The sequence below is a fragment of the Pseudomonas sp. 6D_7.1_Bac1 genome (assembly GCF_025465945.1).
In the GTDB taxonomy this organism is placed as follows: Bacteria; Pseudomonadota; Gammaproteobacteria; order Pseudomonadales; family Pseudomonadaceae; genus Aquipseudomonas.
Map to the genome: position 1 here is coordinate 26,536 of NZ_JANLNW010000050.1, position 13,928 is coordinate 40,463.

12 protein-coding genes are annotated in these 13,928 nt (G+C 59.5%); 4 read left to right on the top strand and 8 right to left on the bottom strand.

From position 1 onward, the window contains the following. The first annotated feature begins 169 nt into the window (after positions 1–169). A complete protein-coding gene (locus NTD87_RS11000) occupies positions 170–3,640 on the top strand; it encodes a hybrid sensor histidine kinase/response regulator (RefSeq protein ID WP_262113903.1) in 3,471 nt (1,156 codons plus the stop codon). 85 nt (positions 3,641–3,725) lie between these two features. Here NTD87_RS11000 and rmuC read toward each other — a convergent pair whose 3' ends face one another. Continuing rightward, a complete protein-coding gene (rmuC, locus tag NTD87_RS11005) occupies positions 3,726–5,090 on the bottom strand; it encodes a DNA recombination protein RmuC (protein ID WP_262114064.1) in 1,365 nt (454 codons plus the stop codon). Between the two features lie 175 nt (positions 5,091–5,265). Next, positions 5,266–5,589 (bottom strand): sel1 repeat family protein, encoded by a 324-nt coding sequence (locus NTD87_RS11010; RefSeq protein WP_262113904.1) that lies wholly within the window; start codon positions 5,587–5,589, stop codon positions 5,266–5,268. A 1,020-nt stretch (positions 5,590–6,609) separates the two neighbouring features. Between NTD87_RS11010 and NTD87_RS11015 the strand changes: the two genes are divergently transcribed. From NTD87_RS11015 to NTD87_RS11025, 3 genes are all read left to right on the top strand, one after another. Further along, positions 6,610–6,834 (top strand): hypothetical protein, encoded by a 225-nt coding sequence (locus NTD87_RS11015; RefSeq protein WP_007898912.1) that lies wholly within the window; start codon positions 6,610–6,612, stop codon positions 6,832–6,834. Between the two features lie 276 nt (positions 6,835–7,110). Then, on the top strand, positions 7,111–7,593 hold the full coding sequence (locus tag NTD87_RS11020; protein WP_262113905.1) for a hypothetical protein: 483 nt from the start codon (positions 7,111–7,113) through the stop codon (positions 7,591–7,593). 145 nt (positions 7,594–7,738) lie between these two features. Next, complete coding sequence (locus NTD87_RS11025; protein ID WP_262113906.1) at positions 7,739–9,010, top strand: OmpP1/FadL family transporter; 1,272 nt, start codon at positions 7,739–7,741, stop codon at positions 9,008–9,010. A 206-nt stretch (positions 9,011–9,216) separates the two neighbouring features. Here NTD87_RS11025 and NTD87_RS11030 read toward each other — a convergent pair whose 3' ends face one another. The 6 genes from NTD87_RS11030 to cobU form a co-directional block, all read right to left on the bottom strand. Then, positions 9,217–10,425: an MFS transporter gene (locus NTD87_RS11030; RefSeq protein ID WP_410017483.1), complete on the bottom strand. Its 1,209-nt coding sequence runs from the start codon at positions 10,423–10,425 to the stop codon at positions 9,217–9,219. A 79-nt stretch (positions 10,426–10,504) separates the two neighbouring features. Next, on the bottom strand, positions 10,505–10,909 hold the full coding sequence (locus tag NTD87_RS11035; protein WP_262113909.1) for a MarR family winged helix-turn-helix transcriptional regulator: 405 nt from the start codon (positions 10,907–10,909) through the stop codon (positions 10,505–10,507). Between the two features lie 82 nt (positions 10,910–10,991). Further along, on the bottom strand, positions 10,992–11,723 hold the full coding sequence (locus tag NTD87_RS11040; RefSeq protein ID WP_262113910.1) for an adenosylcobinamide-GDP ribazoletransferase: 732 nt from the start codon (positions 11,721–11,723) through the stop codon (positions 10,992–10,994). A 2-nt stretch (positions 11,724–11,725) separates the two neighbouring features. After that, on the bottom strand, positions 11,726–12,301 hold the full coding sequence (gene cobC / locus NTD87_RS11045; RefSeq protein WP_262113911.1) for an alpha-ribazole phosphatase family protein: 576 nt from the start codon (positions 12,299–12,301) through the stop codon (positions 11,726–11,728). Continuing rightward, positions 12,298–13,353, bottom strand: a complete 1,056-nt coding sequence (gene cobT / locus NTD87_RS11050; protein ID WP_262113913.1) for a nicotinate-nucleotide--dimethylbenzimidazole phosphoribosyltransferase — start codon at positions 13,351–13,353, stop codon at positions 12,298–12,300. The genes cobC and cobT overlap by 4 nt, the downstream gene beginning before the upstream one ends. Next, positions 13,350–13,871: a bifunctional adenosylcobinamide kinase/adenosylcobinamide-phosphate guanylyltransferase gene (gene cobU, locus NTD87_RS11055; protein WP_262113915.1), complete on the bottom strand. Its 522-nt coding sequence runs from the start codon at positions 13,869–13,871 to the stop codon at positions 13,350–13,352. The genes cobT and cobU overlap by 4 nt, the downstream gene beginning before the upstream one ends. Positions 13,872–13,928 lie beyond the last annotated feature (57 nt).

Consider the following 13,928-nt stretch of genomic DNA (forward strand, 5'->3'; position numbering starts at 1 on the left):
GCGAGCTTGCTCCGGGCGGCGTTCCGACGATGAGGTCGGTATCGACAAAGAAAGTTACCCTGCGACACCTCGCCGCGCTGAGACCTTGGTCGACACTGACTAACCGTGTGGGTCGTGCGAGACTGTCAGACCGGGCTTGCGTCCCGGGTGTCTTTTGCCTGGAGTTCCCATGTCGCTGTCCAGCGGGCTGATTGCTGCCGTCGCCCTGGCCTATATGGCCATCATGTTCGCCATCGCCTTTTACGGCGACCGCCGCAGCGCGCCGCTGCCGCCGCGAATGCGTGCCTGGGTGTACAGCCTGTCGCTGGCGGTCTATTGCACCAGTTGGACATTCTTTGGCGCTGTCGGTCAGGCCGCCGAACAACTCTGGTCGTTTTTACCGATTTATCTGGGACCGATCCTGCTACTGGTGTGCGCGCCCTGGGTCCTGCAAAAAATGGTGATGATCAGCAAGCAGGAAAACATCACCTCGATTGCCGACTTCATCGCCGCCCGCTATGGCAAGTCGCAATCGCTGGCGGTAGTCGTGGCACTGATCTGCCTGGTAGGCGTGCTGCCCTACATCGCCTTGCAGCTCAAAGGCATCGTGCTGGGTGTGAATCTTTTGATCGGCGCCGGCGCCGACGCCATGGGCACTCGCGCCCAGGACACGGCACTGATCGTGTCGCTGATTCTGGCGTTGTTCACCATCGTCTTCGGCACCCGCAACCTCGATGCTACCGAGCACCACCGTGGCATGGTGCTGGCGATTGCGTTCGAAGCGCTGGTCAAGCTGCTCGCCTTTCTCGCGGTCGGCGCCTTCGTCACTTATGGTTTGTACGACGGTTTCGACGACCTGTTCGATCAAGCCATGCTCGCACCACGCCTGGAGCAATACTGGAAAGAAACCATCAACTGGCCATCGATGGTGGTACAGACCGGCGTGGCGATGATGGCGATCATCTGCCTGCCCCGACAGTTCCATGTCACTGTGGTGGAGAACATCGAGCCGCAGGATTTACGCCTGGCAAAATGGGTGTTCCCGGCCTATCTGGCGCTGGCCGCGTTGTTCGTGGTGCCGATTGCACTGGCCGGGCAAATGCTGCTGCCAAGCTCCGTACTGCCAGACTCCTTCGTGATCAGCCTGCCGCTGGCCCAGGCCCATCCGGCACTGGCATTACTGGCGTTCATCGGTGGCGCATCGGCCGCCACCGGGATGGTGATCGTCGCCAGCGTGGCACTGTCGACCATGGTCTCCAACGACATGTTGCTGCCATGGCTATTGCGCCGAAAAAACGCCGAGCGGCCATTCGAGGTATTCCGCCACTGGATGCTTTCGGTGCGTCGCGTGAGCATCGTGGTGATTTTGCTGCTGGCCTATGTCGCCTACCGCCTGCTCGGTTCAACCGCCAGTCTGGCCACCATCGGGCAGATCGCTTTCGCCGCCGTGACCCAACTGGCACCGGCGATGCTCGGCGCGTTGTACTGGAAACAGGCCAACCGCCGCGGGGTGTTCGCCGGTCTCGCCGCCGGGACCTTCCTCTGGTTCTACACCTTGATCCTGCCGATCGCCGCCCTCAGCCTGGGCTGGTCGCTGAACAGCTTCCCGGGCCTGGGCTGGTTGCACGGCAATCCTCTGAACCTGCCGATTACCCCGCTGACCCAAGGTGTGGTGCTGTCGCTGGCCGGCAATTTCACGTTGTTCGCCTGGGTGTCAGTGTTCTCCCGGACACGGGTGTCGGAACACTGGCAGGCTGGGCGTTTTATTGGCCAGGAGATCAGCGCACGACCGAGCGCCCGCTCGCTGCTGTCGGTACAAATCGACGATCTGCTACAACTCGCGGCGCGTTTTGTGGGTGAAGAACGGGCACGTCAGAGCTTCATCCGCTTCGCCTACCGCCAGGGCAAAGGCTTCAACCCCAATCAGAACGCTGACGGAGAATGGATCGCTCATACCGAACGCTTGCTCGCCGGTGTACTGGGGGCTTCATCGACCCGTGCGGTGGTAAAAGCCGCCATTGAAGGTCGGGAAATGCAGCTTGAGGACGTGGTACGAATCGCCGACGAAGCCTCGGAAGTGCTGCAATTCAACCGCGCCTTGCTGCAAGGCGCGATCGAGAACATCACCCAAGGCATCAGCGTGGTCGACCAGTCGCTCAAACTGGTGGCCTGGAACCGTCGTTACCTTGAACTGTTCAAGTACCCGGATGGCCTGATCAGTGTCGGCCGGCCGATTGCCGACATCATTCGCTACAACGCCGAACGCGGCCTGTGCGGCCCCGGCGAGGCGGAAGTGCACGTTGCCCGACGTCTGCACTGGATGCGTCAGGGACGCGCCCACACTTCAGAGCGGTTGTTCCCCAACGGTCGAGTCATCGAGCTGATCGGCAATCCAATGCCGGGTGGCGGGTTTGTCATGAGTTTCACCGACATCACCGCGTTCCGCGAAGCCGAACAGGCGCTGACCGAGGCCAACGAGGGTCTGGAGCGGCGCGTCACCGAGCGCACCCATGAACTGTCGCAGTTGAACGTCGCCCTGACCGAAGCCAAAAGCACCGCCGAGTCGGCCAACCAGTCGAAAACCCGCTTCCTCGCAGCGGTCAGCCACGACCTGATGCAGCCGTTAAACGCCGCGCGTCTATTCTCCTCCGCCCTGTCCCACCAGGACGACGATCTCTCTACACAGACCCGGCAACTGGTGCAGCATCTGGACAGTTCGCTGCGTTCGGCCGAGGACTTGATCAGCGACCTGCTCGATATCTCGCGCCTGGAAAACGGCAAGATCAACCCGGATCGCAAGCCGTTTGTGCTCAACGATTTATTTGACACCCTCGGTGCCGAATTCAAGGCCCTGGCGCAGGAACAAGGGCTGAGATTTCGCCTGCGCGGCAGCCGCTTGCGGGCCGACAGCGATATGAAACTGCTGCGGCGGATTCTGCAAAATTTCCTGACCAATGCCTTTCGCTACGCCAAAGGCCCTGTACTACTGGGCGTGCGGCGCAAGGGCGATCACCTGTGCCTGGAAGTCTGGGACCGTGGCCCGGGGATTCCAGAAGACAAACGTCAGGTGATTTTCGAGGAATTCAAGCGCCTCGACAGCCACCAGACCCGCGCCGAAAAAGGCTTGGGCCTGGGCCTGGCGATTGCCGACGGCTTGTGCCGGGTGCTCGGTCATCAACTGCAAGTGCGTTCCTGGCCAGGCAAAGGCAGTGTGTTCAGCGTCAGCGTGCCCCTGGCCCAGGCTCAAACCAGTGCGCCAGGTAAAACTGCCGAGCTCAATGGCCGACTGCCGACGGGCGCGCAGGTGCTGTGTATCGATAACGAAGACAGCATTCTGATTGGCATGAACAGCCTGCTTTCGCGCTGGGGGTGTCAGGTGTACACCGCACGCAACCGCGATGAATGTGCGGTGCTGCTCAGCGACGGCGTTCGCCCGCAACTGGCGCTGGTGGATTACCACCTCGACCATGGCGAAACCGGCACCGATTTGATGGGCTGGCTACGTACCCAACTGGGTGAGCCGGTGCCCGGTGTGGTGATCAGTGCTGACGGGCGACCGGAGATGGTTGCCCAAGTGCATGCAGCGGGCCTGGAATACCTGCCAAAACCGGTGAAACCGGCAGCGTTGCGGGCGTTGTTGAGCCGGCATTTGCCGTTGTAATGAAGGATACGAGAAAAGATCGCAGCCTTCGGCAGCTCAAATCTGAATCAGGTCGTGTAGCTGCCGCAGGCTGCGATCTTTTGATTTATTCCGGCAACTCCGCCAACCCATCGACACCGGTCATCGCCCGCTCCAGCAGATCTGCCGGCAAGCTCTTGCTGGCCCGTGCGCCGAGCAATTTTAGCTGCTCGCTGCGGCTGACCAGATTGCCACGGCCCTCCGTCAGTTTGTTACGTGCAGCGCTGTAGGCTTTGTCCAACTGCTGCAAGCGATTGCCGACCTCGTCCAGGTCCTGAATAAACAGCACAAACTTGTCGTACAGCCAACCCGCGCGCTCGGCAATTTCCCGGGCATTCTGGCTCTGGCGCTCCTGCTTCCACAGGCTGTCGATAACGCGCAACGTGGCCAGCAAGGTGGTCGGGCTGACGATGACGATATGGCGATCAAAGGCTTCCTGAAACAGATTCGGCTCGGCCTGCAATGCCGCGGCAAAAGCCGCCTCAATGGGCACGAAGAGCAAGACGAAATCCAGGCTGTGCAAACCGTCCAGACGCTTATAGTCCTTATCGGACAGGCCTTTGACATGATTACGCAGCGATAGCACATGCTGCTTGAGCGCGGCCTGGCCAATCGCGTCGTCGTCAGCCGACACGTATTGCTGATAGGCCGTCAGGCTCACCTTGGAGTCGACCACCACTTGCTTGTCGCCCGGCAGATAAATCAGCACGTCGGGCTGGAAGCGCTCGCCATCCGGCCCCTTGAGGCTGACTTGAGTCTGGTACTCGCGGCCCTTCTCCAGGCCCGCGTGCTCCAGCACTCGCTCGAGAATCAACTCACCCCAGTTACCTTGGGTTTTCTGTCCTTTGAGCGCTCGTGTGAGGTTGGTCGCCTCGTCGCTCAAGCGCAGGTTCAGTTGTTGCAGACGCTCCAACTCCTTGGCCAGCGAGAAGCGCTCACGGGCTTCGGCCTGATAGCTTTCCTCGACGCGTTTCTCAAAGGATTGAATGCGCTCTTTCAACGGATCGAGTAACTGACCCAAGCGCTGCTGGCTGGTTTCGGCAAAGCGCTGCTCGCGCTCATCGAAAATCTTCCCGGCCAGCTCGGCAAACTGCGCCCGCAGCTCGTCCCGCGAGCCTTGCAGGTCGCTCAGGCGTTGCTGATGGCTTTCTTGCTGCTCACGCAGCTCGGCATTGAGTGACGCAGCCTGAGCGTCCAGACGCCGCAACTCGGCTTCTTTGCCGCTGCGTTCCAGGTTCCAGGCATGGGCTGCGTCACGCGCATTGTCGCGCTCGACCTGCAACAGTTCGACTTCACGGCGCACAGCGGCCAGATCAGCTTGCTTGGCGGCGTTGGCCTGGCTCAAGTCGCTGATTTCATCGCGGCAGGCATCGAGTTGCGCATTAAGACCGTCCTGCGCCAATTGCGCAGTGCTCAAGCGCTCTTCAAGCAGCGACAGCTCGGACTGCCCGGTGCTCAGGCGTCGCTGCAGTTGCCACGCCAGCACCAACAACGGCAGCGCAGCCCCCGCCAGACCGAGCAATACACTGGTCACGTCCATAGCCATGACGACTCCTGCCGATGAATTAAAGCGCGAAGGTTAACCAAGCCGTCGGAGCTTGGACAGCTCAGTCTTCGATCTGACCGAGTTCGCGCTGGGCACGCCGGTCACCGGCACGCGCGGCCTGACGCAGCAGGTCCTGGCCAATGCGCCGATCCCGGGCATTCCCGCATTCGCGACACATCAATTGCCCCAGACGACTTTGCGCTGCTACCACCCCTTCACGGGCCGGAGCCTTGAGCAGACGCCCGGCGAAATGTTTGACGTTGGGGTTTTCGCCCAGGCGTGGGCTGTCGAGCAACCATTCGGCGACGCGTATCGAAAAACGCTTGGGTGGGGTAACACCTGAGGGTGTGGCGGTAGCGGAGGTTGATACTGAGCGAAACTTCATAAAGCACTGTGGGGCAGATCGGAAGGCGCGCCACTCTACTCCTTTTTTCATACGGGTAAAGTCGAAAAAAGCCGGTACGCCCGTGCTAGAGCAAGCGCTTGGGACAATCCACAGAAGCTGTGGATAACTCAGTGGACAACCCGCCCTGAACTCGCCGCAAGCCCTGTGGAATGGGGCCCGCAGTCAAACTGACGATTTTTTCACCAGTAAAAAAAAGCGATGTTTTTCATTGACTTAAATTTTCACTACAGGCACCCACTGCGCTTGAAGGCGAAATGACAGCCCCGTGACAGCCCGCGCGACTAATGTGCACAAGTACCTTTGAGGCGGTTATATCGTCGCCCTCTTTTCGTGCGCTCTGTAGGCAATCAGTCACAACAAGCCTCGACGCACCTGCGTTTCAAGCACGTTAATGGCTGACGCTGCCGGACACACAGCGACCCAATTGTGTGCTGTACTCTTGCCGCGATATTTCCCCAGCGATTGCAAATCGCTCCAGGCACGGCAAATTCCGGCCTGCGAGCAGAGAGATCCACGCACGCACAGAAGTTTTTTTGCCTAACACACTTCCTTTCTTGAATTCAATCCGTTAGTATCCGCGGCGTTAGTACCAAGCTGAAAGTCAATTCTGGTCGAACAACTCCTGCGGTATACCTTCCCTAAAGAGAAGCCTTTACCGACATCACGGGATCGACCACCTCGATGGTTTCCAGGTAACGCTTGCGACAACACTGCCTTTGAATCGAATGCAAAGGGTGTTGCGAAGCTCACTTACTCTGACCGAACCAACCTGCAAATTGATCAGGATCTTCACCCCGGGCCCAGAACCTTTGCCCTTGATGTGTTGCCTGCCCTCCTAAGTACCTACCTGCCGGCCCAAGCGCGCAAAAATCATAGCGCTTCAACTGGCTGCTTTGTTCCAGTCGGGTTCTTCGTTCGATCAATGGTGATCGATGTTACTGGAACGTTTTAACGTTGCACGGTTCTTATCCGTGTCATTTGTAGGAACACCCAATAACCATGTCTACTCAAATCCATACTCAGGATGCCATTCGCACCCTAACCAACGCTTTTGCACCAATGAACTGCCTGATCATGGCTGCTCGCAAAGGCTGCTTCAGCTTCACCCTGGTCAATGAACACGGCATCGCTCGTCACAGCGAACGCCTGTACCCCGATCAATACTCCAGCGCCGAGCCGCTGCAGGCCGTGATCGAGCGTACCCGTCAGGCACTGGTTGCCTGAAACGCCAGAAAGGCTGAAAACCTCAAAAGCCCTGCCCAAAAAGCAGGGCTTTTTATTGCCTGATGTTTCTCCATTCGCTGTACCGGCTTAAGCACTAAGCGGTATAACGGTTATAACTCGAAGCCAGAAATATTTTAAAAACAGTCCTTTACGGCAAGAATATGACACTACACTTCAACTCAAGCGGCTTGATCCGCTTCCGGCGATCCTGAACCGATCCAGCGCTGCCAAGCTCCCCTTCAGGAATTGCCGCCCACTTCACGTTTCGAGGGCTTTATGGGTATCGCCGCCAGCGAACTGTGCCGTTATGTGATCCGTCCGACATTGATTTACCTCGGGCGTCACAGCACGACAGCCGAATCCCTGCTGCTGGGCATTGCCGCCAGTCAGTCCGCCCTGGGTTCCGCCCTGCATGACCGCCGCGGGCATGGCCTGTACCGGATTGCCGAACCTCGCCATCAGGCACTTTGGGATCACTATCTGGCGCTGGACCCGGAGCGCGCCAGCCTGGTTCGCGGCCTCGCCAGCCAGCATGCATTTCTCAGCGGCCCGCACCTCGAACTGACGGTCAACCTGCGCTACGCCACTGCCATCGCCTGGCTATTAATAGAAGAACAAAACACCCCGCTCCCCGAGGCAGATGACCTGCTGGGCATGGCCCGAATCTGGCGCCAGATCTTCCAGCCGCAAGGTCGTCTGCGTGACTTCACCTGCGCCTGGCAAACCTGTGTATCACCTCTGAATCAGATCGCCTGTTAATCGGGCAATGTGCAAGATCGCGCATATAGATGCGAATTTGGTCTGATTGTCCTACAAAAGCGCTCTATCTCAAGCCATACAGCCTATAGCGCCGGAACGAAAATGTTGGTAATTTTCGCCCCGGTGATCACCAGGAGTTCTAATAATGAAAAAAGTAATGCTCAAAACCACCCTTAGCCTCGCCGTTGCCGTGGCATCCACCCAGATCTTCGCAAGTGGCTTTGCCCTCAACGAACAGAGCATCAGTGGGATGGGCACTGGTTATGCGGGACGCTCTTCATCTGCCGATGATGCAAGTACTGTATTTGGCAACCCTGCCGGCATGTCGCGTATCAAGCGCCAGGAAGTCACTGGCGGGCTGGCAGCTATCGATGCTTCGAGCGATATCAAAGACGCCCAAGGCGCCCACCCGGGTACCAACAAGGGCGACATGGTGCCATTCACAGCCGTTCCGATGGGCTATTACGTCAAGCCGATTGATGATCACTGGGCATTCGGCCTCGGTGTCTATGCACCTTTTGGTCTGATTACCAACTATGAAAGTGGCTTCCAGGGTGGCGGCTTCGGCAGCAAGAGTGAAGTCCAGGTTGTCACCTTCCAACCTACCGTCAGCTATGCCTTTAACGACAAAGTATCGATCGGTTTCGGCCCGACCATTAACCGCATGGGCGGCACTCTCGAGTCGGACGTACCTCTTTTTGGCGATACCCACGTCAAAATCAAAGGGGACGATACCGCTTTGGGCTACAACTTCGGGGTCCTGGTACAAGCCACCGACACCACTCGCGTCGGCCTGACCTATCACTCGAAAGTGAATTACAAGCTCGAAGGTCATACCGATATCACCGCAGGCGCAAATGCTCCTTCCGCCTTCCTGCAAAGCAATCGATACGATGCCTCGCTGAAAATCGAAACGCCTGAATCGGTCGATTTCTCCGTGACACAACAGCTGACGGATGCGTGGACCCTGTATGCAGGTTCCACCTGGACACGCTGGAGCCGTCTGAAAAACATCACCGTCAACAACGATGGTGTAACGGCGGCACAAGGCGGTGCATTGTCCCCTGCCCTGTTCGGCACGATCACCGAAGAGCAGAACTGGCGCAATACCTGGGCCTACGCCATCGGTACTTCCTACCAGCTGAACAAGCAGTGGGTATTGCGCACTGGTCTGACCTTCGACCAGTCGCCTACCAACAATACTGACCGTTCCCCACGTATTCCTACGGGTGACCGCACGGTCTTCAGCCTTGGCGCTGGCTACAACGTCACCGATGATCTGACTATCGACGTCGCCTACTCCTACCTCAAGGAAAAAGCTGTCACGGTGAATAACTCCAATCAGGTAGACAGTTACAGCGCCAAGTACGAAAACAGCGCCAATGGTTTTGGTGTCGGCGCGACCTACCGCTTCTGATTCACGGCGAGCCTGAACAGCTCATCGGCTGAATTGAAAAAGCCCCGCTCTCTTGTACAGAGGCGGGGCTTTTTAGTGGGTGCTGACTCAACAAGAACCCATACCGAGTTGCATCAGCGCCAGACCGCCCTGATGCCAGCCCCACCAGACCAGCGCCAGCAACAGTGCACCAGCACCGGCTGCGACAAGCCACACTCCGCCCCTGCTCACGCCGCACTCGCCAGAGCCTGCAACCGCGCCACCGGGCGCTCGCGCACGGGCCAGTTCAAGGCTGCCGCCAGCAGACTGAGGAGAATCGCTACCTGCCAGATCAAGTCATAGTTTCCTGTTCGGTCATAAACCACCCCACCCAACCAGCCGCCGAGGAACGCGCCCAACTGGTGGAAGAGGAAAACGATACCACCCAGCATAGAGAGGTTTCGTACACCAAACAGTGTCGCTACGGTGCCGTTGGTCAACGGCACCGTCGACAGCCAGAGAAACCCCATGACCATGCCGAACAGATAAGCACTGACCTGTGTGACCGGCGCCCAAATGAACAGACCAATCACCACCGCACGTAGCAAGTAGAGGCCGGTCAGCAGACGCGGTTTGGACATGCGCCCGCCGAGCCAGCCAGCGGTGTATGTACCGAAGATATTAAACAGGCCGATCAACGCCAACACCGTGGTGCCGACGCTGGCCGGCAGATGCTGATCGACCAGGTACGCTGGCAAATGCACACCAATAAACACCACTTGAAAACCGCAGACAAAAAAGCCGAACGCCAGCAGCCAGAAACCCGAGTGCGAACACGCCTCGCGCAACGCCTCGGACAGGGTTTGCTCATGGCCGAGCACCGGCAGCGGTTTGTCCTTGAGCATGCTGACCAGCGGCACAATCAGCGCCACCAGCATGCCCAGCACCAGGAGTGCCGTCGACCAACCGAGCCAGCCGATCAGTCCCAGCGTGCCAGGCAACATGGCGAACTGACCGAAGGAGCCGGCAGCGCTGGCGATCCCCATACCCATGCTGCGCTTCTCCGGTGGCAAGGCACGCCCCACCACGCCAAGAATCACCGAGAACGAGGTACCGGATAGACCGATACCGATCAACAACCCGGCACTCAACGACAGCGACCATGCCGAATCGGAGAAGCCCATAAACACCAGCCCCACGGCGTACAGCACACCGCCGATCAGCACCACTTTCGCCGCGCCGAAGCGATCTGCCAATGCCCCCGTAAATGGCTGCGCCAGGCCCCAGATCAGGTTTTGCAAGGCGATAGCGAAGGCGAACACCTCGCGCCCCCAACCGAACTGCGCACTCATCGGCGGCAGAAACAGCCCGAAGCCATGCCGTATGCCGAGCGACAGCGCCAGAATCAGCGCGCTCCCGAGTAGAACCCAACCGCTGGTTCGCCACATCGATGTCATTCTTATTCTCCAGTAGCGGGTATATACCCGCTTAAGTTCGGGCTTAAATTCGGGCTTACGTTTGGAAAGGCCCGCCGCCTCAGGCGAGTTCATCCAGCAAGGCCAGCAAGGTTGCGCGCTTCTGCGCGCCAAGACGATCGATCAACCGCTGTTGCGCCGCTTCCCAGGCCGGTAAGGCCGCTGCCAGGCGTTCGCGCCCGGTTTCAGTCAGTTGCACAATGCGATTGCGCTGGTCTTCACCCTCAACCAACATCACTAGCCCCTCCCCCTCCAGCACCCGCAGATTGCGCCCCAGAGTGCTGCGATCCAGGCCCATGGCTTCCGCCAGGGTCGAAATACTCGGTTGATCGAGACGCTGCAAATTGCACAGCAAAGAATACTGCGCAACGTTGATCCCGAAGCCGTCGAGGGCGCCGTCGTAGTGCCTGCTGACGCCACGAGCGGCGCGACGCAGGTTGATGCATAAACATTGAGAGGCTAGCATGGTGCGTGTATATACCCGCGGTTAACTGAAAGCAAGATGTGAATATCAAATGGCCGAAGCCTTGAGTGTTTAATAGCCCACCTCAGACCAGCGCCAACCCCACCAGCACCGTCACTTCCAGCAATTCCAGCAACGCCCCTGCCGTATCGCCCGTGGTCCCGCCCAGACGCCGCAGCATCACCTGGCGCAGCCAGAAGAACATCAGCGCCGCCAACAGCAGCGCAACCACACCGCTCCAGCCGCCGATCAGCACGCAGGCCAGCGCGCTCAGCAACATCACCTGCAGACCGGCCCTGCGCGGCAGATGATCGGCCAGCGCCTGTCCCAGGCCGCCGGATCGCACATACCGCGTATTCAGAAACAACCCGAGCAAGGCACTGCGACCAATCAACGGTGCGAGGATCAAGCCGACGATGGAGTGCTGATCAATCAACGCCAGTAACGCCGTGAACTTGAGCAACAGCACCAGCACCAGCGTCACCACCGCGATCGGCCCACTGCGTGGGTCCTTCATGATGGTCAAAGTGCGTTCGCGATCACCAAAACCGCCGAGCCACGCATCGGCGCTGTCGGCCAGACCGTCGAGGTGCAAACCACCGCTGAGCACCACCCAAGCACTCAATAGCAACGCCGCATGCAGCAACGCTGGCGTACCGAGCAACAGCCCGTTCAGCGCCCACAACAACCCACCAAACAGCAGCCCCACCAGCGGATAAAACAGTAGCGAACGCCCCAGTTCTTGAGGCGCCGGCATGCCCGGCAGACGAATCGGCAAGCTGCTGAGAAATTGCAGGGCGATCCAGAACGGCAGCATGCTCAGCCCTCTTCCCTGAGCACGGCATCAGCCTCGATGCACAGCGAAAACAGCGCGCCATGACCGACTTCAACGTTGAGCAATTGCTCGCGCGGCAACCCGCGCGCGCGGGCCAGCAACAAACGCATGACCCCACCGTGACTGATCAGCAGCACTCGCTCGCCGGCGCAGGCCTGATGCAAGCGCTCGACGGCCGCCAGCACCCGCGTGGAAAACGCGGTCACCGGCTCCCCCTCGGGCGGTGTGAACCCATAGGGATCAGCCCAGAACAGCCCTAGCGCCTCAGCGTCGGTTTCCATCAGCGTCGCCGCGCTCTGCCCTTCCCATGTGCCGAAGTGCAACTCTTGCAGGTCTTTGTCCAGCACGACCGGTATGCCCAACCGCTCGGCCAACTCCTCGGCAAAACGCGCACAACGTTGCAGTGGCGAACTGACCAAGCGATCCCACGGCCCTTGGTCAATCACCGCTGCGCGCATCTGTTCCCAACCTTTGGCTGTCAGCGCGTCATCCAGGCTGCCACGCAAACCGCCACCGAGTTCGGTTTCACCGTGGCGCAGCAGGTCCAGGTGCAATGTCATGCCGGACGATCGGCAACGGCCGCTTCAGCGAAGGTCGCCATCTGCCCGTGCAGGTCGCAGGCCAGACGCAGTAACGGCACCGCCAGCGCGGCACCACTGCCCTCACCGAGTCGCAGGCCAAGATCCAGCAAAGGCTCGGCATTCAAGGTTTCCAGGACATGGCGATGCCCCGGCTCCGCCCCGCGATGGCCAAACAGCAGCCACTCGCGGCACGCCGGATTGAGGCGCACCGCGACCAACGCTGCAACGCTGCAAATAAAGCCGTCGACCAGCACCGCCAAACCTTCCTGGGCGCAGGCCAGATAAGCACCGACCAACGCAGCGATTTCAAAACCACCAAGGTTGAACATCGTCTGCAACACGTCACCGCGCTGAGCAGCATGCAACGCCAGGGCGCGTTCAATCACCTGAGCCTTATGGCTCACGCCCGCTGCGTTCAAACCGGTGCCTGGCCCGGTCAAATGCATCACCGGGCAATCAAGCAATGCACAGGCCACAGCGCTGGCGGCGGTGGTGTTGCCGATACCCATCTCGCCGCCGATAAACAGCTCGCAGCCTTCTGCGATTGCCCGCAATACGCTGTCACGGCCGGCCTGCAAGGCCTGCTCGCCCTGGGTTTGGGTCATTGCAGGGCCGTGAACGAAGTTTGCAGTGCCCGGACCGAGATGCAGATGACGTACGCCCCGCAGACTCAACGAAGGTGTGACGGTACCAAGGTCAATCACCTCCAGCCGTGCTTCAAGTTGCCGCGCCAATACGCTGATCGCCGCGCCACCGCTGACAAAGTTGTGCAGCATCTGCCCGGTGACTTCCTGCGGGAACGCGGAAACTCCTTCGGCGACCACCCCGTGGTCACCGGCAAAAATCGCAATCCACAGCTGGTTCAGGCTCGGTTTGACCCGACCTTGCAACCCCGCCAATTGCACTGCCGCCGACTCCAGTTGCCCGAGAGAGCCCGCCGGTTTGGTCAGTTGCTGCTGTCGGGCCGCGGCCTGTTCATGGGCTTGCGCGTTGATCGGCTTGCATGGGTTCAGCCACCAGGAGTGAGTCATAAAGCAGTTCCTTTCAAAGTCAGGGGCAGGCCGGCGACAGTCAGCACGACACGCTGACAGCGCTCAGCCAAGGCTTGATGCAACCAACCGGCTTCATCGACATAGCGGCGAGTCAACTCGCCCAGCGGCACGACACCCAGACCGGTCTCGTTGCTGACAAAAACAATTTCCCCCGGCAGTGACGCCAGGCACTCCAACAGAGCTTCACGCTCATACGTCAGACGCTCGGGGTTTTCAAGCATCAGCAGATTGGTCAACCACAAGGTCAGGCAATCCACCAGCAGGCAACGCTCGATGCTAGCGGTTTCGCGCAGCACCCGAGCCAGTTCCAGTGGTTCTTCAATGAGCGCCCATTCAGGCGGACGACGCTCTCGGTGATGAGCCACACGGGCATTCATTTCGCCGTCCAGTGGCTGGCTGGTGGCGATGTACGTCACCGCCAGGCCGCTTTCGCTGGCGAGCTTTTCAGCCAGACGGCTTTTACCGGAACGGGCGCCGCCGAGGATCAGTTGCAACATGGTCATAACCTTTTATTTTTGCGGTGTAACGACAGGCCTCATCGCGAGCAGGCTCGC